This window comes from Nocardioides oleivorans (genome assembly GCF_004137255.1).
GTDB lineage: Bacteria > Actinomycetota > Actinomycetes > Propionibacteriales > Nocardioidaceae > Nocardioides > Nocardioides oleivorans.
Genome location: NZ_SDWT01000002.1, coordinates 323,799 through 343,995, shown reverse-complemented (window position 1 = coordinate 343,995; position 20,197 = coordinate 323,799). Strand labels below are relative to the sequence as shown.

The window sequence follows — 20,197 nt, the reverse complement described above, 5'->3', positions numbered from 1 at the left end:
GGTGTTCGTGTCCTCACACGCACGCAAGTTGCTCCCCGCAGAGGTGCTCACGCACCCCTCCATCACCGCCCTGGTCGCCAGCGCCACCCCCACCGGCACCGTGTCCCCCGAGGACGTACGTCGTGCCAGTGACGAGGCCGGTGTCGAGCCGAAGCACCTGAAGGCGCTCCTCGGCCACCTGAGCGAGCTCGGCATCTCGGTGCAGATCGACGCCACGGCGCTGCGCGCCGTCGCTGCGACGACGAAGCGCACCACGACGTCGTCGGCTGCCAAGAAGGCCCCGGCCAAGAAGGCGGCCGCGTCCACCGAGGCTCCGGCCAAGAAGGCGGCCGCGAAGAAGGCCGCTCCTGCCAAGAAGGCGGCCGCTGCGAAGGCCGCCGAGGCGCCCGTCGACCTCGGCGAGGTCGCTGCCCCGGCCGTCGGCCCGGACGGCAAGAAGGTCCTGCCCGACATCCCGGACGACGAGTTCGAGAAGGACGTCGCGGCCGACCCGACCATCAAGGAGGACGAGAAGCAGGCCTTCACCGTCTCCGCGGCCGACGAGACCGACGAGCCCGAGCAGCAGGTCATGGTGGCCGGCGCCACCGCCGACCCCGTCAAGGACTACCTGAAGCAGATCGGCAAGGTCCCGCTCCTCAACGCCGAGATGGAGGTCGAGCTCGCCAAGCGGATCGAGGCCGGCCTCTTCTCCGAGGAGAAGCTCGCCAAGGGTGGCCGGATCAGCCCGAAGATGCTCGAGGAGTACGAGTGGATCGCGGAGGACGGCCGTCGCGCCAAGAACCACCTCCTCGAGGCCAACCTCCGTCTCGTCGTCTCGCTGGCCAAGCGCTACACCGGCCGCGGCATGCTCTTCCTCGACCTGATCCAGGAGGGCAACCTCGGCCTCATCCGTGCGGTCGAGAAGTTCGACTACACCAAGGGCTACAAGTTCTCGACCTACGCGACGTGGTGGATCCGGCAGGCCATCACCCGCGCCATGGCCGACCAGGCGCGCACGATCCGCATCCCGGTCCACATGGTCGAGGTCATCAACAAGCTCGCCCGCGTCCAGCGCCAGATGCTCCAGGACCTGGGCCGCGAGCCCACGCCGGAGGAGCTGGCCAAGGAGCTCGACATGACCCCGGAGAAGGTCATCGAGGTCCAGAAGTACGGCCGCGAGCCGATCTCGCTCCACACGCCCCTCGGTGAGGACGGCGACTCGGAGTTCGGTGACCTGATCGAGGACTCCGAGGCGATCGTCCCGGCCGACGCCGTCTCGTTCACCCTGCTCCAGGAGCAGCTGCACGCGGTCCTCGACACGCTCTCCGAGCGCGAGGCGGGCGTCGTCTCGATGCGCTTCGGCCTGACCGACGGCCAGCCGAAGACGCTCGACGAGATCGGCAAGGTCTACGGCGTCACGCGCGAGCGCATCCGGCAGATCGAGTCGAAGACGATGTCGAAGCTGCGCCACCCGAGCCGCTCGCAGGTCCTGCGCGACTACCTGGACTGATCGCGCCTCGATCGACCCGCACCACCACGAACCACCCGGAGAGCCACCAGGCGCCGGGTGGTTCGTGCGTCGAGGAGGCGTACGACGGCCGTGGCTCCCCGGTGGGCGTGGTGTGGGGCCGTGCTTCGTACCCTCCCGTGGTGAGCTGCCCACCGACCGGATCGACCGACGCCGATGAAGCGCTGATCTCCGTCACCTACCTGAGCTCGGCCGTCGACCCCTGGTCCGACGCCGAGCTCGAGGACCTCCTGGTCGCGGCCCGTGCGACCAACGAGACGCGCGGCGTGACCGGGATGCTGCTCCACGCCGGCGGCAACTTCATCCAGACGCTCGAGGGCTCGCAGGAGGCGGTCGACGGGGTGATGGCACGGGTGCTGGACGACCCTCGCCACACCGGCGTGCTCGTCGTGCGACGCGAGGAGGTCGACGAGCGCCTGTTCGCGGGCTGGTCGATGGGCTTCCGGTCGGCCTCGACCGAGGAGGCTTCCCGGATCCCGGGCTTCACCGACTACCTCCGCACCGGCGACATCGAGCGGGCGTCCGAGCGCAGGTCGGCCGCGCTGACCTTCCACCGGGTCTTCCGCTCGCACATCTCCGACGTCCGTCCTTGACGCCGGGCCCGGGCGGGCGCAGGATCGAGACGCGAAGAATCCTTCGCGTTTCCTTCTCGGGAGGCTCCTCACATGCTCGGAACCAGGTTCGGACGACCCATGCGCACGCCGGCGGCACTCGCTGGCACCCTGCTGCTCACCACGGCCGCGACTGCGGCCCTCACCCTCGCCGCACCGGCGCAGGCCGATCCGCTGCCGCCGACCGCCGTGGCGATGGGTGACAGCTTCATCAGTGGCGAGGGGGCCGGCGGCTACGTCCCGGTCACCGACCAGTCGGGGGTGTCGCAGGGCTTCCCGGGATGGGCCGCCGACAACAGCAACCCCTACTTCTGCCACCGCTCGGCGAACGCCTCGATCCAGGTGGCCGACCTGCCGGGCATCACGCAGCGCGTCAACCTCGCCTGCTCCGGCGCCCAGCCGGCCGACATGGCCAACGCCTCGAGCGCGCGCCCGGCCGGGCGTACGGTCGCCGCGCAGATCGACCAGCTCCGTGCGGTCGCGCAGACCTCCGACGTCGACCTGGTCCTGCTCGGGCTCGGGTCCAACAACAGCCAGTTCACCTTCGGCGGCGTGGCCGCGGAGTGCGCCGGCCGCTTCGTCGCCGACGGCTACACCGGCTGGTGGGAGGTCTGGATCCACTTCATCAACTGGGTGACCGGCGCCGAGCTCAACGAGCAGGCCTGCTCCGACGCAGACTTCGCCACGGGCGCGCAGATCGACGCCGCGCGCGCCGAGACGACCGCCGCCGTGCGCCAGGTGCTCGACGTCCTCGACGAGGTCGACGCCGACGGCGAGCACCGGATCGTGCTGCAGGACTACACCAACCCGCTGCCCGAGGCCTACGCGGAGCAGTACGTGGAGGAGGACGGCCGCCGCGACACCCGCGACAAGTACCGCGCGCTCGTCGACGAGCGCTACGCCGCAGGCTGCCCCGCCGACATCGACTCGCTCGCCCCGGCCCACCGGTTCAGCGAGAACCTCGGGACCATCGTCGGCGGTGCGGCCGCCACGCTGCAGGCCGAGCGTCCCGATGCGCAGATCACCTACCTCGACGTGCAGCACGCCTTCGACGGTGCCCGGCTCTGCGAGAGCCCGGGCAGTCCCGCCAACGCGCTCGCCACGCCGCTGCGCGTGATGGACGGCCCGAGCGGGGTGCACGTGACGAGCTTCGGGCCCTACGACAAGTTCGACATCAAGCGCGTCACCGACACCTGCTCGGACTACTACCAGACGTGCCAGGAGTCGTGGCACCCGAACACGGCGGGCCACCAGGCCCTCGGTCGGTGCCTCTCCGGGGCGTGGGCCGCCGGCGCGCCCACGGTGCGGTGCACGCGCGGGCCGGACGGGACGATCAGCACGTCATGAGCCGACACCGGACCCTGACGTGAGCCTCGCCCGGCGCGACCCGCAGCAGGTGCGCTCCCAGGAGACGGTCGACCGGATCCTGCTCGCCGCCGACCACGAGATCGGCGAGCGGGGCCTGGCCGGGGCGAGCACCACCCGCATCGCGGCGCGCGCCGGGCTGTCGGTCGGCGCCCTCTACCGGTTCTTCGGTGACAAGGAGGCGATCGCCGACGCGCTCGCGGTGCGCTACCTCGACGCGGTGACCCCGGCGTACGCCGACGCGCTGGGCGCCGTCACGTCGGTGGCCGACCTGGACGGCGTGCTCGCCGAGCTCGTGCGGCGGGCCGCCGACCTCCAGGAGCGGCACCCCGGCTACTACCGGCTCACCGAGGAGCTCGCGCCCGAGCGGCGCGACTCCCCGGCGCACGCCGTGCGCGAGCACCTGATCGTGCTGTTCGCCGACGCGCTGCGCCGGGCCGGCGTACGCACTCCGGACGACGACCTGCGCCGCGCCGTCGACCTCTGCATCGAGACGGTGCGCCACACGCTCGCCCGGCACCCGGCCGGTGATCCGGCACGGCAGGCGACGCTCGCCGAGGTCGAGGTCATGCTGGGGGCCTACCTCGCCACCCGGCTGGCCTGAGCAGTCGGGCGGTCAGAGCGGGACGACGAGCGGCGTGCCGGCGACCGGGTCGGGCACGACCAGGCAGTCGAGCCCGAAGACGTCGCGAACGAGGTCGGCGGTCACGACGTCGCCGGGCGCTCCCTGCGCGACGATGCGGCCGTCGGCCATGGCGACCATGTGGTCGGAGAAGCGCGCGGCGAGGTTGAGCTCGTGGAGCACCACCACGATCGTCTTGCCGCTGCGGTGGTTGAGCTCGCGGAGCAGGCGCAGCAGCTCGACCTGGTGGTTGAGGTCGAGGTACGTCGTCGGCTCGTCGAGCAGCAGCACGTCGGTCTGCTGGGCCAGGGCCATCGCCACCCACACGCGCTGGCGCTGGCCGCCGGACAGCTCGCGCAGGGGTCGGGCGACGAGGTCCTCGGTGCCGGTGGCCTCGAGGGCGTCGGCGACCGCGGTCTCGTCCGCCTCGGTCCAGCGGCGGAACCAGCCCTGGTGCGGGTGCCGACCGCGCCCGACGAGGTCGCCGACCGTGATGCCGTCGGGTGCCACCGGGGTCTGGGGGAGCACCCCGAGGACCTTGGCGACCTCGAGCGTGGAGAGGACGTCGAGCGGGCGGTCGTCGAGGAGCACCGTGCCCGCGCGCGGCTTCAGCAGGCGGGCCAGCCCGCGCAGCAGGGTCGACTTCCCGCAGGCGTTGGCGCCGACGATGGTGGTCACCCGGCCCTCGAGGATCTCGACGTCGAGCGCGTCGACGACGACGCGGTCGTCGTAGCCGAGGGTGAGTCCTGTCGCGGCGAGCCTGGTCATCCGCCCTGTCCTTCCCGGTTGGCGGTGGCGAGCAGCCACACGAGGTAGGGCGCGCCGAGCGCGCCGGTGACGACGCCGGTGGGCAGGGCCACCGGCAGGAGCTGGGTCGCGACGAGGTCCGCGCCCAGCAGGAGGGCGGCACCGACCAGCGCCGCCGGGAGCACGCCGCCCGCCGCCGGCCCGAGCAGGCGCTGGGCCAGGGGCCCGGCGACGAGGGCGACGAAGGCGATTGGACCCGCGGCGGCCGTGGCGAGCGCGATGAGGAGCACCGCGAGCGCGATGAGGCCCACCTTCGCCAGCTCGGTGCGACCTCCCAGCCCACGCGCGGTGTCGTCGCCGAGCTCGAGCAGCCTCAGCTGGCGCTGGAGCGCGACGGCGACCGGGAGGAGCACGACGAGCGCCGCGGCGAGCGTGTACTGCTGGGCGTCGTCGGCGCGTCCGACCGTGCCGGTGAGCCAGTGGATCGCCTCGCGGGCGTCGAAGACGGTGGCCCGGGTCAGGAGGTAGCCGGTGATCCCCTCGAAGGTCGCGGCCACGCCGATGCCGATCAGGATGAAGCGGTAGCCGCTGACGCCGTCGCGCCAGGCGAGGACGTACATCAGCAGCGAGCCGGCCACGGCCCCGCCCAGCGCGAGCAGGCAGGTGGTGAGGCTGCTGGCGTTGAAGAGCACGATCCCCGCGACCGCGGCGACCGAGGCGCCCGCGGAGACCCCCACGAAGTCAGGCGAGGCGAGCGGGTTGCGCAGCAGCTGCTGGAAGATCGTGCCGGAGGCGCCGAGCGCCGCACCGACGCACAGCGCGGACACCGCGACGGGCAGCCGGAGCTCGCGCACGATGAAGTCCACCGCGGGGTCGTCGACGAGGTGGGTGACCGAGCCGAACACCTCGGCCAGGCTGAGCCGGAAGCTCCCGACGACCAGGGTCACCACGCACAGGCCGAGGGCGAGCAGGCCGAGGGCTGCGGTGACCAGCAGGCCGCGGCGCCAGCGTGATCGTCGTACGGCACGCAGGGCGTCGAGGGTCGAGGGCTGCCCGGCCTGCTGACGAGCGGGGGTGTCGGTGCGTGCGCTCACAGCTCGGCCAGCCTTCCCCAGCGCACGACCGCGATGAAGGCGGGCGCGCCGAGCACGCACAGGAGGACGCCGACCTGGACCTCGCCGGGGCGTGCGACCACCCGCCCGACGACGTCGGCCAGCAGGAGCACGACGGGTCCGAGGGCGAGGGAGTACGGCAGGATCCAGCGGTAGTCCGGGCCGCAGACGAAGCGGGCCAGGTGCGGGATGACGAGGCCGACGAAGACGATCGGCCCGCAGGCGGCGGTCGAGGCGCCGGCGAGGAGCGTGACCACCGCGAAGGTCGCCCAGCGCGCACGGCGGACGTCGATGCCCAGGCCGCGCGCGGAGTCCTCGCCGAGCGCGAGGCCGTTGAGGGTACGACCGCAGGCGAGGGCGGCGATGATGCCGACCGCGAGGAACGGCGCGACGCCCAGCACGACCGGCTCGTAGCGCCCGGCCAGGGATCCGACCTGCCAGAAGCGGATCTGGTCCAGGACGTCGGTGCGGGTCACCATCACGGCGCTGGTGACGGAGCCGAACCCTGCCGTCACCGCCACCCCGGCGAGCGCGAGCTTGACCGGGGTCGCACCCTCGCGGCCGAGCGAGGCGATCGTGTAGACGATCACGGTGGCGACGAGCGCACCGGCCATGCCGAACCAGACGTAGCCCTGGACGTCGGTGATGCCGAGCCACGCGATCGCGACGACCACGAACAGCGCGGCGCCCGCGTTGATCCCCATGATGCCGGGGTCGGCCAGGGGGTTGCGGGTGACGCCCTGCAGCACCGCCCCCGACAGGCCGAGCGCGGCGCCGACGACGACGCCGAGGATCGTGCGTGGGACGCGGAGCTCGAGCGTCACCGTGCCGTCCATCGTGTCGCCCGACTGGAGGGTGAGCAACGCGTGCATGGCGTCACCGAACGCGATGTCGCGCGAGCCCTGGGTCAGGCTGAGGAAGGCCAGGACGACGACGAGGACGAGCAGTCCGGCGAGCCCCGCTCCGAGGAGCGGGGCCCGCCGTGCGGAGTCGGTCGACAACCTCGGTGGCCCGCTCAGTCGCCGACGGTGCCGTCGGCGTCGCGGATCGCGTCCGTGAGCTCCTCGAGCTGCGTGGCGTAGTCACCGTAGGTGTGCAGCCAGAACGCCGGCCACGACGCGACCGCGCCCGCCTCCGCGGCCTTGACGGAGAACCAGGTCGGCTGGGTCTTCCCGTAGTCGGCGTTGAGCTCGCCGACGTTGTCGAGGTCGTCGCGGTCGTCCCAGAGGATCAGGTCGGGCTGGTACTTGTCGGCGTTCTCCATGCTCAGCGTCTCCCAGTAGGGGAAGTCGGCGTCGGGGGAGTCGGGCGCCTTCAGGTCGAGGCCCCACGCGATGAAGTCGAGCAGCTCGGGGGCGTACTCCGGGTTCGCGACGTAGACCTGGTCCTCGTAGGGCGACATCGCGTAGACGCTGAGGTCGTCGCGGGACTTCGCGACCTCCTCGAACTCCGCACGCACCTCCTCGAAGCGCTCCTTGTCGGCGGCGATCGCGGGGTCGTCGACGTCGGCGCCGAGGCTCTCGGCGAGGTCCTCGTAGGTCTCGGCGAGGGTGAGGATCGAGTCGCCCTGGGTCGCGCCGACCATCGGCGCGAGCTCGGCGATCTTCTTGCTCCTGGCCTCGACGCCCTCCTCGACACCCGAGTGCGCCTCCTCGGCGGGCCACCAGTCGGCGACGATGAGGTCGGGGCGCAGCGAGGCGGCCTTCTCGACGTCGATCTTGCCCCACTCCTCGCCCAGGATCTCGATGCCGTCGAGGTCGAGGTCGCGCAGGTTGGGGTCGGTCTCGACCGACTCGTCGGCGTAGATGGCGACGGGCTTGATGCCGAACGACATCAGCGCCCGGGCAGCGGCGCCGTGGGCGATGATCCGGGTCGGGGTCTCGTCGAGCGTGACCTCCTCACCGGAGCCGTCGGTGAAGCTCCAGGGACCGCTAGGCGCGTCGGCGGCGGTGTCGGGCTCGGCCTCCGAGGAACCGGCGCAGGCGCTGAGGGGGAGGGCGAGCGAGGCGGCGACGAGGGCCGCGGCGCGGAATCTGCTGGTCATGTGTCGTCCCTTTCCGGACTGGAGTAAGGGAAGGCTAACCTCAAAACGGGTGGGATCAGGAAGTGGCTGGCACTGTGGACGCATGAGCCGCCGGCCGACGCCCGACCCGAGGTCACGTCGACGCCGCCTCGCGCTCGCCCTCACGCCCGCACTGCTGGCGGTCGGGGCCTGCACCGACAGCGGCGAGCCGGCACCCACGTCGACCTCGACGCCGACCTCGACGCCGACCTCGACGCCGACCTCGAGCTCTGCCTCGAGCCCTACCTCGACCCCGCCCTCGAGCCCGGCCCCCGCGCCCGTCTCGCCCGACGACCTGGACCGCGCGACGGCGGTGGCCGCCGTCGCGCACCTCGCCGGGCGGATCGGTCCACGAGAGGGGACCAGCCCGGCCTTCGGGCGCGCCGCCGACTGGGTCGAGGCTCGCTTCACCGCGCTGGGGTACGACGTCTCCCGCCAGCGGGTCGACGTACCAGCCGGGGTGTCGTGGCAGGGCGCGCCACTCGCGGCGGGTCGCTCGGCCAACGTGGTCGCCACGCCCCCCGGGTTCGACGCCACGGAGCCGCACCTCGTGGTGGGTGCGCACCTCGACACGGTGTCGCAGGCCCCCGGCGCCGAGGACAACGCCTCGGGGGTCGGCGTCGTGCTCGCGGTGGCGGAGGCGGTCGCGGACCGGCGTACGCGCCTGCCGGTCGTGCTCGTCGCCTTCGGCGCCGAGGAGCCGCGCGGGGCGGGCGACGCGCTGCACCACTTCGGCTCGACGCAGTACGTCGCCTCCCTCACGCGCGCCGAGCGCGGGGCCGTGCGCGCGATGGTCTCCCTGGACCGCGTCGGCGTGGGGACGGTCGTGCCCGTCGGGTCGGCGTCGACGTCCGACCCCGTGCAGCGGGCCCTGCTCGAGGCCGCGCGCCGGGCGGGCGTCCCGACCGTCGCCGAGGCCGACGAGCGGAGCAGCGACCACTGGTCGTTCGTGAGGGCCGGCCTGCCGGCCGCCCGGCTGGGATCGACGCCCTACGCCGGCTACCACTCGGCGGGCGACGTGCCGGCCGTCGTCGCGCCCGCGCAGCTCGAGCGTGTGGGCCGGGTCGTGCTGGCCTGGCTCGCGCCGCGGCGCTAGGCCACCCTCAGCCCAGGCCCGCGCAGCTCCGGAGGGACTCGCGGTCGGCCCGGAAGTCGGCCCCGTCCTTGGGGCCGGTCGTCGCGGGCAGCCCGTCGACCCCGATGCGCCGGGGCTCCCACGCCGCGCGCACGACGTGGGGAGGGCGCGAGCCGCCGGTCCGGGGCCGCACGGTCAGGTACAGGATGCCCGTGCGCGACGTGGTGGAGCCACCCGGCGAGTACCACGCGAAGTTGCCCAGCCCGTAGGCGACGTACGCGTCGCCCAGGCGACCGTCACCCTGGAGCCGGTGGGCGTGCGAGCCCGCCACGACGTCGGCGCCGGCCCCCACCAGGCGACGGGCGAGCGTGCGCTGGTCCTGGCTCGGGCACCGCTCGCCCTGGACGCCCCAGTGCAGGTAGACCACGACCACGTCGGCGTCCTCGCGCGCCCGGCGCACGCCCGCCAGGAGCCGAGCCGGGTCGAGCGCGTCGGCGATGCCGGCCCGGTTGTCGGTGGCGGCCCAGTCGCCCGTGGGATCGGCGGTCGGGTCCTGGTCGGCCACGGACGCGGCGAGGGTGGCGACCACGGTGCCGCCCACGTCGGTGAGCGCGGGTGCGAAGGCCCGGTCGGCGTCACGGCCGATCCCGACGACGGCGAGCGGCGCCGCGGCCCGCCCGGCCCGGCGAGCTGCGGCGAGGGTGCTGGGGAGACGACCGCGTCCGAAGTCCAGCGCGTGGTTGTTCGCCATGCTCACCACGTCGACCCCGGCCGCGGCGAGCGCGGCGAAGGCCTCCGGGCCCGCGGAGAAGGTGTAGCGCTTGCCGGGCTCGGGGCGTCCACCAGCACCGACCGACGTCTCGAGGTTGGCGATGGTCAGGTCCGCCGCCGAGAGGGCCTCCGCTGCCGGGGCGAGCGCGGACGACGGGTCGCGCAGCCGCCCGGCCAGCACCCCCTCGAAGTGGATGTCACCGGCCAGGGCGATCCGGATCGGTGCGGCGGGGGCAGGGTCGGGGCTCGGGGTGGGATCCGGGGTGGGATCCGAGGACGACGAGCCGGGCGTGGTCGACGAGCGGTTCCCGGGCGTGGGACCCGGTGCCACGTCCGAGGGCGTCGTGCACGCGGCGAGCGCGACGCAGGTCGAGCCCAGCGCCGCGGCGAGGAGCCGGCGTCGTGCTCCCGTCGTGCCTGCCCCCGTCATGCGCCCATGCTCGCACCGGGGTGTCCGCGGGGTGGTCCAGCACCCGCAAGTGGGTGGAGGGGTGGGGTCGCGGGGTGCGACACTCGACGCCATGAGATCTCGGACCGCACTCGCCGTCGGCACCGGCCTCGCGCTCGCTGCGCTGGTCGCCGGCCCCGCGCACGCGGAGTTCTACCGCATCGACGACCCGGCCGACGCCACCGCGTCGCTGACCGACATCACCGGGCTCGAGGCGAACCACGGCAAGGCGAACCTGCTGGTCAAGGTGCGGTTCCAGGAGCTGATGCGGACCAGCGCCGCGGGCATCTCCGTCTTCATCGACACCGACCCCGACGCCCGGGGCGCGGAGTACGTCCTGAGCAGCGGCCTGGGCGACGGCACCGACTACGTCCTCACCGAGGCGAGGGGCTGGCGCGCGGTCGACGAGCGGGTCAGCTGCGACTACGACGCCAAGCCGAAGTGGGGCAACGACGTCTTCCGCGCCGTGATCAGCCGCGACTGCTTCGACGACGCCTCGTCCATCCGCATCTCGGTGAAGATGGGCGACATGGCCGACGGGTCGCACCCGGTCGTGGACTGGGCGCCCAAGCGGCACCGCTGGAGCCTGCCGATCGCGTCGGGCCTGGCCGCCTGACGCAAGGTCCCGCCGGACCCAGCCGCACTCACGCGGCGGCGACGAGCGACACGGCGACACCGCACAGCAGCAGCCCGAGCCCCTGGGGCCCGTGGATCCGCTCGCGGAGGACGGCCGCCGCCAGCGCGATCGTGATCGCCGGGTAGAGCGACGTCACCACCGAGGCGATGGTGAGCAGCCCGGTCTGGGTCGCGAGCAGGAAGGCGACCGCCGCCGCGGTCGCCAGCAGGCCCGCCACCACGCCCCACGCCTGTGAGGCCGCGCTCGGGACCCACCGACCGCCGAGTGCCGTCGCCGTGACGGCGACGCAGACCGTGCCGACGGCCTGGGCGAGCGCCAGCGGCGCGAACCCGGCGGACTCGGGCACCTGGCCCATCGCCGCGAAGAGCAGGCCGAAGCCGAGGCCGGCGAGCACGCCGTCGACGATCCCGGCGGCGAGGTCGCCGGAGCCGCCGGGCTCACGGCTGACCAGCCAGATCCCCGGAACCGCGGCGAGGATGCCGAGCCACACGAGGAGCGCCGGCCGCTCCCCGGTCGCGACGCCGACGCAGACCGGCAGCAGGGCGGCACCGACGGCCGAGATCGGCGCGACCACGCCCATCCGGCCCGCCGCCAGGCCGCGGTAGAGGAATGCGCCGCCCGCGCCGGAGCCGACACCCGCGAGCGCGCCCCACCAGAGGTCGGTGGAGGTGGGGTCGCCGTCGGTGACGAGGACCAGGACGACCGCGCCGACGAACGACGACGCGGTGCCGACGAAGGCGACCGGCCACGCCGACGTACGACGCGAGGCGAGGCCGCCGACGAAGTCCGAGAGCCCGTAGGCGAGGGCGGCGACGAGGGAGAGCAGGACGGCCATGGGCGGTCAGGTGGTCGCCACGCCGACGACCCAGGTCACGGCGGCGAGGAACGCGGCGACGAGCTCGATGAGGATCGAGACCCCCACCGCCTTCAGCGCACCGACGGTCGAGGGCCAGGCCTGCGCACCGCCGACGCGGGCGCGCTCGGCGACATAGACACCGAGCACGAAGCCGATGAACATGCCCACGACCGGGATCACGAAGAACCCGACGAACGCGAGCAGCCCCCCGATGAGCAGCGTCCGGTTGGGCACGCCGGCGGCCTTGAGCCGGCGGCCCGGCACGAGGTACTTGACCACGGTGCCGGCGGCGAGGAGGACGGTCGCGACGGCGAACACGACCCAGCCCGTCGACGTGCCGACCTGCACGGCCCACACGAGGATCGCGCCGAGGACGAGGAGGGTGCCCGGCAGCACCGGCACGATGATGCCGGCGATGCCGATGGCGATGGCGATGCCGACCAGGACGTCGAGGGTGGTCACGAGGTGAACCTATCGACGTCCCGGCCGGCGCCGGCTGGTCGGTCAGGCAGCGAGATCGGGCACGGGCACCTGCTCGGCCTCGACCTCGGGCGCCGGCGCGGAGCCGCGGCGGGTCCGGGCGAGCGCAGCGAGGGCGATCACCAGGGCGATCGCGGCGAACGTCGCGCTGGTGAGGTAGGCCGCCCGCGCGCCGGGGACGAAGCTCCCGGCCTGCGCCCCGACGGCGTACACCGAGGCGACGATGGCGACGCCCACGGCTGCGCCGAGCTGCTGCACGGTCTGCAGCAGACCCGAGGCCGACCCGGCGTGCTCGTGCTCGACGCCGGACAGCACGGTGGCGGTCACGGGCATGAACACCAGGGCGCCGCCGATGCCGGACAGGACCATCGAGGGCAGCACCCCCGTGGCGTACGTCGACGTCTCACTCACCCGGCTCAGCAGGACGAAGCCGGTGAGGAGCAGCGCTGCGCCGACCGGGATAAGCCGGCCCGCACCGTGGCGGGCGAGGAGCGACGGCGTCAGCCGCGACATGGCGAAGATGCCGACGCTGAACGGCAGGAAGGCGAAGCCGGTCGCGAGCGGACCCATGCCGAGCGCACGCTGGGTGTACTGGACGGTCAGGAAGAACATCGACAGCTGCCCGGCCACGACCAGGCCCATCACGCCCAGGGCGGCGACCCGACGGCGGTCCGCCAGCAGGCTGGGCCGGACGAGCGGGTGCGGGTGGCGACGCTCGGTGCGGACGAGCAGGGCGATGCTGAGCGCACCGAGGAGGAGCACGCCGAGCGTGCGGGCGGAGAGCCAGCCGTGCTCGGGCGCACCGACCAGGGCCCACACGACCGAGGCGGCACCCACGGTGGCGGTCAGCGCGCCGACCACGTCGAAGCGACCCTCTCGGCGCGGCGTCTCGCTGACGAAGCGGGGGGTGAGCAGCAGCACGGCGAGGCCGATCGGGACGTTGATGAACAGCGTCCAGCGCCAGGACGCGACGTCGGTCAGCAGCCCGCCGAGGACCAGGCCGATCGAGGCGCCACCGGACGAGACGGCTCCGAACAGCGCGAGTGCGCGGTTGCGAGCGGCCTCGTCGGGGGCGTTGGTCGTCAGCAGGGCCAGCACGCTGGGTGCGGCCATCGCGGCGCCGACGCCCTGCGCCGCGCGGGCGACCACGAGCTGGGTGGGCGACTGCGCGAGCCCGCCGAGGAGGGAGGCCAGGGTGAAGAGGCCCAGGCCGAGGAGGAAGAGGCGGCGGCGGCCGCGGACGTCGCCGAGACGGCCACCGAGGAGCAGCAGGCCGCCGAAGGCGAGGGTGTAGGCGTTGAGGACCCACGAGAGGGCGGCCGGGCCGAAGCCCAGGTCGGCGTCGATGCGGGGGAGGGCGACGTTCACGACGGTCGCGTCCAGCACGAGCATCAGCTGGGCGACCAGGACGATGGCGATGCCGGTGGCGACCCGGGTGGCGTCGGGCGGCAGCTCGTCGGGCAGTGCCGTGGACGAGGCGGCGGAGCGGGAACGGATGGTCACGACGGTTCGGTCCTGTTCTGGCCCGGTGGGGCCGGTGTACTGTAGGCGGAGAAGTTCTCCGCTTTCGAGAACAATACGGAGAGTGTCTCCGTTTAGCAAGAGGAGTGACCGTGCGAGCTGATGCCAGGCGCAACCGCGACCTGATCGTGGAGAGCGCCCGCGAGGTGTTCCGCGAGCAGGGCTACAACGCCTCGCTCGACCTGGTCGCCAAGCGCGCGGGCGTCGGTGCCGGCACCCTTTACCGGCACTTCCCGTCCCGCGAGGACCTCGTCAACGCGGTCATGCAGGTGTGGGTCGACCGCGTCGAGGAGGCGACCGAGAAGGTGCTCGCCTTCGAGGGCCCGCCGCGCGAGCTGCTCGACCAGTGGCTGATGACCTACGCCGAGCTGATCAGCCTGCACAAGGGCGGTCCGGCCAAGATCACGGCCGCCATGGTCCAGCCGGACTCGCCGATCGCCCCCAAGTGCAAGGTGCTGCGCGACGCCACCAGCCGGGTGACCGACCGGCTCCACGAGGAGGGCGTGCTGCGCGAGGGCATCACCGCCGAGGACGTGTGCCGACTCGTGGGGGGCGTGGCCACCGTCGCCGACGGTGCCGAGCAGCCGGTCAGCGAGATCGAGCCGCTGCTCAAGGTGCTCGCCGCGGGGATGGCGCGCTGACGCACCGCCACTCGTGCGCTGCAGACGCAGAACGGCCCCGGAGATCTCTCCGGGGCCGTTCTGGACGTAGCGGGTGGGGTGGTGCTCAGGCCTCGTCGTCCGCGACCGGGGCGGTCGGGGTCTCGAGCTTGTGCGTCTCGTCGTGGACGGTCGCCGCGACCTCGCGGAGCTTCTCGCCGTGCTCGCGGGCGTGGTGGGCGCAGAAGAGCAGCTCACCACCCGACTGGAGCTCCACGCGGAGGTAGGCCTGGGCGCCGCAGCGGTCGCAGCGGTCACCGGCCGTCAGGACGGCCTGGGTGGGTGCGGTGGCAGTGGTCACGTCAGCCTCATTTCTTGTTCATCGGTGTCTGGCCCAACGTAGCCAGTGGGGCAAAGATTCCCCGCTGGCGTTTCAAGCTCGAGAACTCCTCAAGTCAATCACGTCACACGTGTCCTCGCTGGTGTTGTCCGCATCCGTGGACGAACTGTTGCCGAGCAGCACCCGCCGAGGACGCCCACGGTAGACCGGCCGCAGCCCGACCCGGGGCAGGCGTGCCTCCGTCGTCGTACGGCGTGTCGCAGGTAGTGTCGAGGCGTTCCACGTGAGTGGTTCGTAGCACCCGACCCCGGCAGATTTCACGTACGACAGGACCTCCGTGGCAGCACCCGCAGACAACACCTACAACGCAGCGCACCTCCTGGTCCTCGAGGGCCTCGACGCGGTCCGCAAGCGGCCGGGCATGTACATCGGCTCGACCGACACGCGCGGCCTCATGCACTGCCTGTGGGAGATCATCGACAACGGCGTGGACGAGGCCCTGGCCGGCGTCGCGCACCGCGTCGAGGTGACGCTGCACGACGACGGCTCCGTCGAGGTGTACGACGACGGGCGCGGCATCCCGACCGACAAGGAGCCCAAGACCGGGCTGTCCGGCGTCGAGGTCGTCGCGACCAAGCTGCACGCCGGCGGCAAGTTCGGCGGCGGGTCCTACGTCGCCACCGGTGGCCTGCACGGCGTCGGCCTGTCGGTCGTCAACGCGCTCTCCTCGCGGATGGACATCGACGTCGACCGCGCCCCCTCGCAGCAGGGCCTCTCGTTCCAGCGCGGCGTGCCGGGTGTCTTCGACGGCGACGGCCCGGGCGCGACGTTCACCCCGCAACCGGGACTGACCCGCAAGGGCAAGCGCGTCGCGAAGGGGCGGACCGGCACCCGGGTCCGCTTCTGGCCCGACCGCCAGATCTTCACCCAGGACGCCCGCTTCGAGATGGACGGCCTCATCGGCCGCGCCCGGCAGACGTCGTACATCGTCCCGGGGCTCGAGCTCGTCATCAGCGACCAGCGCTCGGGGGAGATGGTCGAGGAGAAGTTCCGCCACGACGGTGGCATCGCGGAGTTCGTCGAGTTCCTCTCGCACGGCGAGCCGGTCACCGACATCCTGCGGCTCCAGGGCACCGACACGTTCACCGAGACCGTGCCGCTGCTCGACGACCAGGGCCACATGACGCCGCAGGAGGTCGAGCGCGAGCTGACCGTCGACGTGGCGGTGCGGTGGGACACGGCCTACGACACCGAGGTGCGCTCGTTCGTCAACGTGATCGCCACGCCCAAGGGCGGCACCCACGTCGGCGGCTTCGAGTCGGCGCTGACCAAGACGTTCAACGACGCGATGCGGGCCGCGAAGGTGCTCAAGGCCGCCGACACCGACGTCATCAAGGACGACGTGCTCGAGGGCCTCACCGCGGTCGTGACCGTGCGCCTGGCCGAGCCGCAGTTCGAGGGCCAGACGAAGGAGATCCTGGGCACCCCGGCCGCGCGCGGCGTCGTGCGCAAGGTCGTGGCCGCGGAGCTCAAGGCGTTCCTCACCTCGACCAAGCGGGCCGAGAAGGCCCAGGCCAAGCTCCTGATGGAGAAGGTCGCCGGTGCCTCCAAGACCCGGCTCGCGGCCCGCCAGCACAAGGAGAACCAGCGGCGCAAGAACGCGCTGGAGTCGTCCGCGCTCCCGGCCAAGCTGTTCGACTGCCGCAGCACCGACACCGAGCGCACCGAGCTGTTCATCGTCGAGGGCGACTCGGCCATGGGCACCGCCAAGGCGGCCCGGAGCAGCGAGTTCCAAGCGCTCCTGCCGATCCGCGGCAAGATCCTGAACGTCCAGAAGGCCACCGTCGGCGACATGCTCAAGAACACCGAGTGCGCCTCGATCATCCAGGTCGTCGGCGCCGGCTCCGGTCGGACGTTCGACCTCGAGGCGGCGCGCTATGGCCGGATCATCCTGATGGCCGACGCCGACTCCGACGGCGCGCACATCCGCTGCCTGCTCGCGACGCTGTTCTTCAAGTACATGCCCGAGCTCGTCCGCGACGGGCGGCTCTACTCGGCCGTCCCGCCGCTGCACCGCATCGAGCTGTCCAACCCGAAGAAGGGGATGGACAAGTACGTCTACACCTACTCCGACGCGGAGCTCCAGCGGAGGCTGGCCGACCTCAAGCGGAAGAACGTGCGCTGGAAGGAGCCGGTCCAGCGCTACAAGGGCCTCGGTGAGATGGACGCCGACCAGCTCGCGGAGACGACCATGGACCCCCGCCACCGCACGCTCCGCAAGCTCACGATCGACGACGTCGACGAGGCGGCCCGGGTCTTCGACCTCCTGATGGGCTCCGACGTGGCCCCCCGCAAGGAGTTCATCGTCCAGGGCGCCTACGAGGTCGACGTCGAGTCGCTGGACGCCTAGCCGTCACACGTGCTGGGTCATCAGGCCCGTGTCGACGTCGTACATGAAGCCGCCGACCTTGGCGCGGTCGCCGATCAGCGGGTGCGTGCGCACCTTGGCGACGTCCTGGCGGAGCTGGTCGAGCTGGTCGGTGACCACGCCGAACGACGCCCAGCTGGCGTCGGTGCCGGCCGACTCGCCGATCCTGGCGCGCAGCTCGGCCTCGGACGAGGCTGCCATCGCGCAGCGGGTGTGCGGGACGATGAGGATCCGCTGGACGTTGAGCAGGTGGACGCCGAGGACCAGCGCCTCGAGCGCCTGCGGCGTCACGCGGCCGCCCGGGTTGCGGAAGATCTTGGCGTCGCCGTACTTGAGCCCGAGCATCCGCAGCGGGTTGATGCGCGAGTCCATGCAGGTGATGAGGCCGACACCTGCGTGCGCCTTGCCGTCGAAGCCGCCGAGGTCGAAGGAGTCCGAGAACTCGCGGTTTGCCTGGAGGAGGTCGTCGAAGTCGCTCACGTGACGCAGGCTAACGCCTCCGGGTGGCGCGGCCCGCGATCGGTCAGCCAGCGGATCCCATCGCGTCGCGGACGCTGAGCCGGGTCGGGCCCACCTGGCGGAAGAGCACGAGCGCGAGGACGGCGGCGACGACCGCGCACCCGGCGGCTCCCCAGAAGACGGCGTGCTCCTGCGCGATCCCGGCGACCCGGAGGAGGTCGGAGAACTCCTTGCACCGGCTCTTGCCGTCGCAGACCTCCTGCACCGGTGGGATCGCGAGCTGCTCGGAGTAGTAGCGGCGCAGGCCGATCGTGGTGAGTGCGGAGATCCCCACGAGCATCCCGACCATGCGCGCGACCACCACGAAGGCGCTGGCGACCCCGTGCGAGTCGTCGTCGGTCGAGGCGAGCAGCGCCGCGTTGACCGGTGCCAGCGCCAGGCCGAAGCCGAGGCCGCCGACGACGAGGGCGACGTTGGCGACCGGCTCCTCGATCGTGGTCAGTCCCCACCGGGTCATCAGCACGAAGCCGGTGGCCGCCATCAGCATCCCGGCGGCGGTGACGACGCCGGGGGAGACCGTGCGGATGAGGTAGCCGCCCGCGACGGCACCCACCGGCAGGGCGAGCAGGAACCGCACCAGCACCAGGGCTGCGGGCAGCTGGTCGTCGGGGTAGACGGTGGTGCGGGCGAAGAGCGGGATGTCGATGAGCGCGGCGATCAGCGCGGCACCGACGAAGAAGCTGACCAGCAGCGCCCCCCACGCCGGCGTACGTCGCAGGGCGCCGCGCGGCACGAGCGGGTGGGCGGCGCGGCGCACGTGCCAGGTGAAGACGGCGGAGGCGACGACCGCACCGAGGAGGTACCAGCGACCCCGGGGGGAGAAGACCTCGATCTTGGGGTCGGCCGTCGCGAAGGCCAGGATCACGCCACCCAGCGCGAGGGCGAGGAGGAGGGCGCCGACCAGGTCGGCGTCGACCAGGACGCGTCCCCAGCCGCGCAGGTCGAGCACCGGTCGCGGAGCGAACCAGCTCCAGGCGATCAGGAGCACGAGGGCAGCGATGGCGACGGCACCGATCGGCGTGAGCCAGCGGCCGTCGCCCGCGAACGGGATGAACAGCTGGCCCCACGTGAGGTCGCGCATCAGGGACGGCGGGCGCACGAAGACGACCCCGCCGGCCACGAGCGTGACGAGGGCGAGGAGGATGCCGACGAGGTCGGGACGCCGGCGCGGCCGGGACTCGCCGCGCGGTGCCAGCGCCCGGATCGCGGCGGCGAGCACGAGCCCGACGGCCAGGTTGATCGCGAAGATCGCGCGCCAGTCGAAGACGGCGAGCACGGCCGCCCCGAAGAGCGGGCCGAGGACGGAGCCGATCTCCTGGACCGCGGAGACGACGCCGAGCGGCACCCCACGACGCTCGACCGGGTAGAGGTCGGCGACGAGGGCGAGGGTGGCCGGCACCAGTCCGCCGCCGCCGACACCCTGGAGGAACCGGCCGGCGACGATGCTGGGCATGTCGTAGGCGAGGGTGGTGACGAGCGAGCCGAGGGCGAACAGCACCAGGGCCATCACCAGCACCGGCACCCGCCCGCGGAGGTCGGCGATCCGGCCGATGAGCGGCAGCATGGCGACGTAGCCGAGCAGGAAGCCACTGACGATCGGGGCCGCGCGCTGGAGCTGGTCGATCGGCACCCCGACGCCGGTCATCATGTCGGGCAGCGCCAGCACGACGACGTAGGTGTCGGCGGCGGCGAACGCGACGGCCACCGCCGCGAGGGCGAGCAGCAACCGCGAGGAGCGCCCGTGCTCGACCGGCACCTCGACCGGCTGGCTCACGGCGCGGTGATGTCCTTCGTGGTCCCGTAGTCGGCGAAGTCGACGGTGTAGGTCATCGGGTCGGTGTGGGGGTAGAAGACGCCGGTCATGGTGGCCTTGCGGAGCTCGCCGTCGTCGTTGACCTGCCACTCGACGTCGAAGGAGTCACCCGCCGAGGACGGGATCACCGCGTCCATGGCGTCGCCGGGGACCGTGCCTGAGTAGGTGGTGAGGACTTCCTTGTTGTCGGCGCCGCCGCGCACGCTCTCGCCCGCCTCGGGCGACTCGGTGAGCGTCAGCAGGCCCGGGAACCCGTCCTTCCCGATGAGCGTCGACGGGTCGGGAGCGCCGTACTCCTTGGGGTTGAGCTTGTTCCAGCCGGGCGTGAACGGCAGCTGCGCGTAGACGGTGTCGTCGACCGCGATCACCGGCACGTCGACGTTCTGGCCCGCGAAGACCACCGAGATGGTTCCTTCGAAGGCCGGCGCCTGGGTGATCGTGCCGGTCGCGTTGGCGATGCCGGAGACGCCCTCGGGGAGCGCACCGGTGGCCAGGGTGAGCTCGACGCCGCTGGTCTCGGTGAGCATGGCCGACGCCTCGGCGAGCACGTCCTCGGGCGACGCGCCCTCCTCGGCGGGGGAGTCGCTGCCGGAGCAGGCGGCGAGCGTCGGGAGCGCGAGGAAGAGCGCGGAGGTGGCCAGGGCGAGGCGCCTCTGTCGGGTGTGCAGGCGGCGGGACATGGCG

General features: G+C 72.7%; 20 protein-coding genes. 8 read left to right on the top strand and 12 right to left on the bottom strand.

All coding sequences use genetic code 11. From position 1 onward, the window contains the following. Nucleotide 1: 1 nt before the first annotated feature. The 4 genes from EUA93_RS17360 to EUA93_RS17345 all read left to right on the top strand — a co-directional run bounded on the left by EUA93_RS17360 (nt 2) and on the right by EUA93_RS17345 (nt 4,087). Nucleotides 2-1,489, top strand: coding sequence for an RNA polymerase sigma factor (locus EUA93_RS17360; protein WP_129401558.1), 1,488 nt, complete (start codon nt 2-4; stop codon nt 1,487-1,489). A gap of 140 nt (nt 1,490-1,629) precedes the next feature. Further along, the gene (locus EUA93_RS17355) at nt 1,630-2,100 is read left to right on the top strand and encodes a BLUF domain-containing protein (RefSeq protein ID WP_165355208.1); all 471 of its coding nucleotides are present in this window, start codon (nt 1,630-1,632) and stop codon (nt 2,098-2,100) included. Between the two features lie 72 nt (nt 2,101-2,172). Then, the gene (locus tag EUA93_RS17350; protein ID WP_207208815.1) at nt 2,173-3,465 is read left to right on the top strand and encodes an SGNH/GDSL hydrolase family protein; all 1,293 of its coding nucleotides are present in this window, start codon (nt 2,173-2,175) and stop codon (nt 3,463-3,465) included. A 19-nt stretch (nt 3,466-3,484) separates the two neighbouring features. Beyond that, complete coding sequence (locus tag EUA93_RS17345) at nt 3,485-4,087, top strand: TetR/AcrR family transcriptional regulator (RefSeq protein ID WP_129401556.1); 603 nt, start codon at nt 3,485-3,487, stop codon at nt 4,085-4,087. Between the two features lie 12 nt (nt 4,088-4,099). Here EUA93_RS17345 and EUA93_RS17340 read toward each other — a convergent pair whose 3' ends face one another. Genes EUA93_RS17340 through EUA93_RS17325 form a run of 4 tightly spaced genes read right to left on the bottom strand, consistent with a single transcriptional unit; the run spans nt 4,100 to nt 8,008 of the window. Beyond that, entirely contained in the window at nt 4,100-4,873 is a 774-nt protein-coding gene (locus tag EUA93_RS17340; RefSeq protein WP_129401555.1) for an ABC transporter ATP-binding protein, read from the bottom strand. After that, nucleotides 4,870-5,946: a FecCD family ABC transporter permease gene (locus EUA93_RS17335; RefSeq protein ID WP_129401554.1), complete on the bottom strand. Its 1,077-nt coding sequence runs from the start codon at nt 5,944-5,946 to the stop codon at nt 4,870-4,872. Before EUA93_RS17335 ends, EUA93_RS17340 begins: the two co-directional genes overlap by 4 nt. Further along, nucleotides 5,943-6,965 (bottom strand): FecCD family ABC transporter permease, encoded by a 1,023-nt coding sequence (locus EUA93_RS17330; RefSeq protein WP_129401553.1) that lies wholly within the window; start codon nt 6,963-6,965, stop codon nt 5,943-5,945. The genes EUA93_RS17335 and EUA93_RS17330 overlap by 4 nt, the downstream gene beginning before the upstream one ends. A gap of 14 nt (nt 6,966-6,979) precedes the next feature. Continuing rightward, complete coding sequence (locus tag EUA93_RS17325) at nt 6,980-8,008, bottom strand: ABC transporter substrate-binding protein (protein ID WP_165355207.1); 1,029 nt, start codon at nt 8,006-8,008, stop codon at nt 6,980-6,982. A gap of 82 nt (nt 8,009-8,090) precedes the next feature. On the opposite strand from EUA93_RS17325, the gene EUA93_RS17320 reads away from it, so the two are divergent. After that, entirely contained in the window at nt 8,091-9,122 is a 1,032-nt protein-coding gene (locus EUA93_RS17320; RefSeq protein WP_129401551.1) for a M28 family metallopeptidase, read from the top strand. Nucleotides 9,123-9,129: 7 nt separating this feature from the next. Here EUA93_RS17320 and EUA93_RS17315 read toward each other — a convergent pair whose 3' ends face one another. After that, complete coding sequence (locus EUA93_RS17315) at nt 9,130-10,302, bottom strand: CapA family protein (RefSeq protein WP_165355206.1); 1,173 nt, start codon at nt 10,300-10,302, stop codon at nt 9,130-9,132. Between the two features lie 91 nt (nt 10,303-10,393). On the opposite strand from EUA93_RS17315, the gene EUA93_RS17310 reads away from it, so the two are divergent. Continuing rightward, on the top strand, nt 10,394-10,936 hold the full coding sequence (locus EUA93_RS17310; RefSeq protein WP_129401549.1) for a hypothetical protein: 543 nt from the start codon (nt 10,394-10,396) through the stop codon (nt 10,934-10,936). A gap of 28 nt (nt 10,937-10,964) precedes the next feature. On the opposite strand, the gene EUA93_RS17305 is transcribed toward EUA93_RS17310, so the two are convergent. Genes EUA93_RS17305 through EUA93_RS17295 form a run of 3 tightly spaced genes read right to left on the bottom strand, consistent with a single transcriptional unit; the run spans nt 10,965 to nt 13,796 of the window. After that, nucleotides 10,965-11,792 carry a DMT family transporter gene (locus EUA93_RS17305; RefSeq protein WP_129401548.1) on the bottom strand — a complete coding sequence of 276 codons (828 nt, stop codon included), beginning with the start codon at nt 11,790-11,792 and terminating at the stop codon, nt 10,965-10,967. A 6-nt stretch (nt 11,793-11,798) separates the two neighbouring features. Then, the gene (locus EUA93_RS17300; protein WP_129401547.1) at nt 11,799-12,275 is read right to left on the bottom strand and encodes a DUF456 domain-containing protein; all 477 of its coding nucleotides are present in this window, start codon (nt 12,273-12,275) and stop codon (nt 11,799-11,801) included. Between the two features lie 42 nt (nt 12,276-12,317). Then, complete coding sequence (locus EUA93_RS17295; protein ID WP_242497481.1) at nt 12,318-13,796, bottom strand: MFS transporter; 1,479 nt, start codon at nt 13,794-13,796, stop codon at nt 12,318-12,320. Between the two features lie 110 nt (nt 13,797-13,906). On the opposite strand from EUA93_RS17295, the gene EUA93_RS17290 reads away from it, so the two are divergent. Continuing rightward, on the top strand, nt 13,907-14,455 hold the full coding sequence (locus EUA93_RS17290) for a TetR/AcrR family transcriptional regulator (RefSeq protein WP_129401546.1): 549 nt from the start codon (nt 13,907-13,909) through the stop codon (nt 14,453-14,455). A gap of 85 nt (nt 14,456-14,540) precedes the next feature. Here the strand turns inward: EUA93_RS17290 and EUA93_RS17285 are convergent, their stop codons facing one another. Beyond that, a complete protein-coding gene (locus tag EUA93_RS17285) occupies nt 14,541-14,774 on the bottom strand; it encodes a DUF7455 domain-containing protein (protein ID WP_129401545.1) in 234 nt (77 codons plus the stop codon). Nucleotides 14,775-15,090: 316 nt separating this feature from the next. On the opposite strand from EUA93_RS17285, the gene EUA93_RS17280 reads away from it, so the two are divergent. Beyond that, nucleotides 15,091-17,163: a DNA gyrase/topoisomerase IV subunit B gene (locus EUA93_RS17280; RefSeq protein ID WP_129401544.1), complete on the top strand. Its 2,073-nt coding sequence runs from the start codon at nt 15,091-15,093 to the stop codon at nt 17,161-17,163. A 3-nt stretch (nt 17,164-17,166) separates the two neighbouring features. On the opposite strand, the gene EUA93_RS17275 is transcribed toward EUA93_RS17280, so the two are convergent. From EUA93_RS17275 to EUA93_RS17265, 3 genes are read right to left on the bottom strand one after another with little or no spacing between them, the layout of a single operon-like run. Beyond that, entirely contained in the window at nt 17,167-17,661 is a 495-nt protein-coding gene (locus EUA93_RS17275) for a beta-class carbonic anhydrase (protein ID WP_207208814.1), read from the bottom strand. 43 nt (nt 17,662-17,704) lie between these two features. Next, the gene (locus EUA93_RS17270) at nt 17,705-19,474 is read right to left on the bottom strand and encodes an MFS transporter (RefSeq protein WP_242497480.1); all 1,770 of its coding nucleotides are present in this window, start codon (nt 19,472-19,474) and stop codon (nt 17,705-17,707) included. Further along, nucleotides 19,471-20,193 (bottom strand): LppX_LprAFG lipoprotein, encoded by a 723-nt coding sequence (locus EUA93_RS17265; protein ID WP_129401542.1) that lies wholly within the window; start codon nt 20,191-20,193, stop codon nt 19,471-19,473. Before EUA93_RS17265 ends, EUA93_RS17270 begins: the two co-directional genes overlap by 4 nt. Nucleotides 20,194-20,197: the final 4 nt, after the last annotated feature.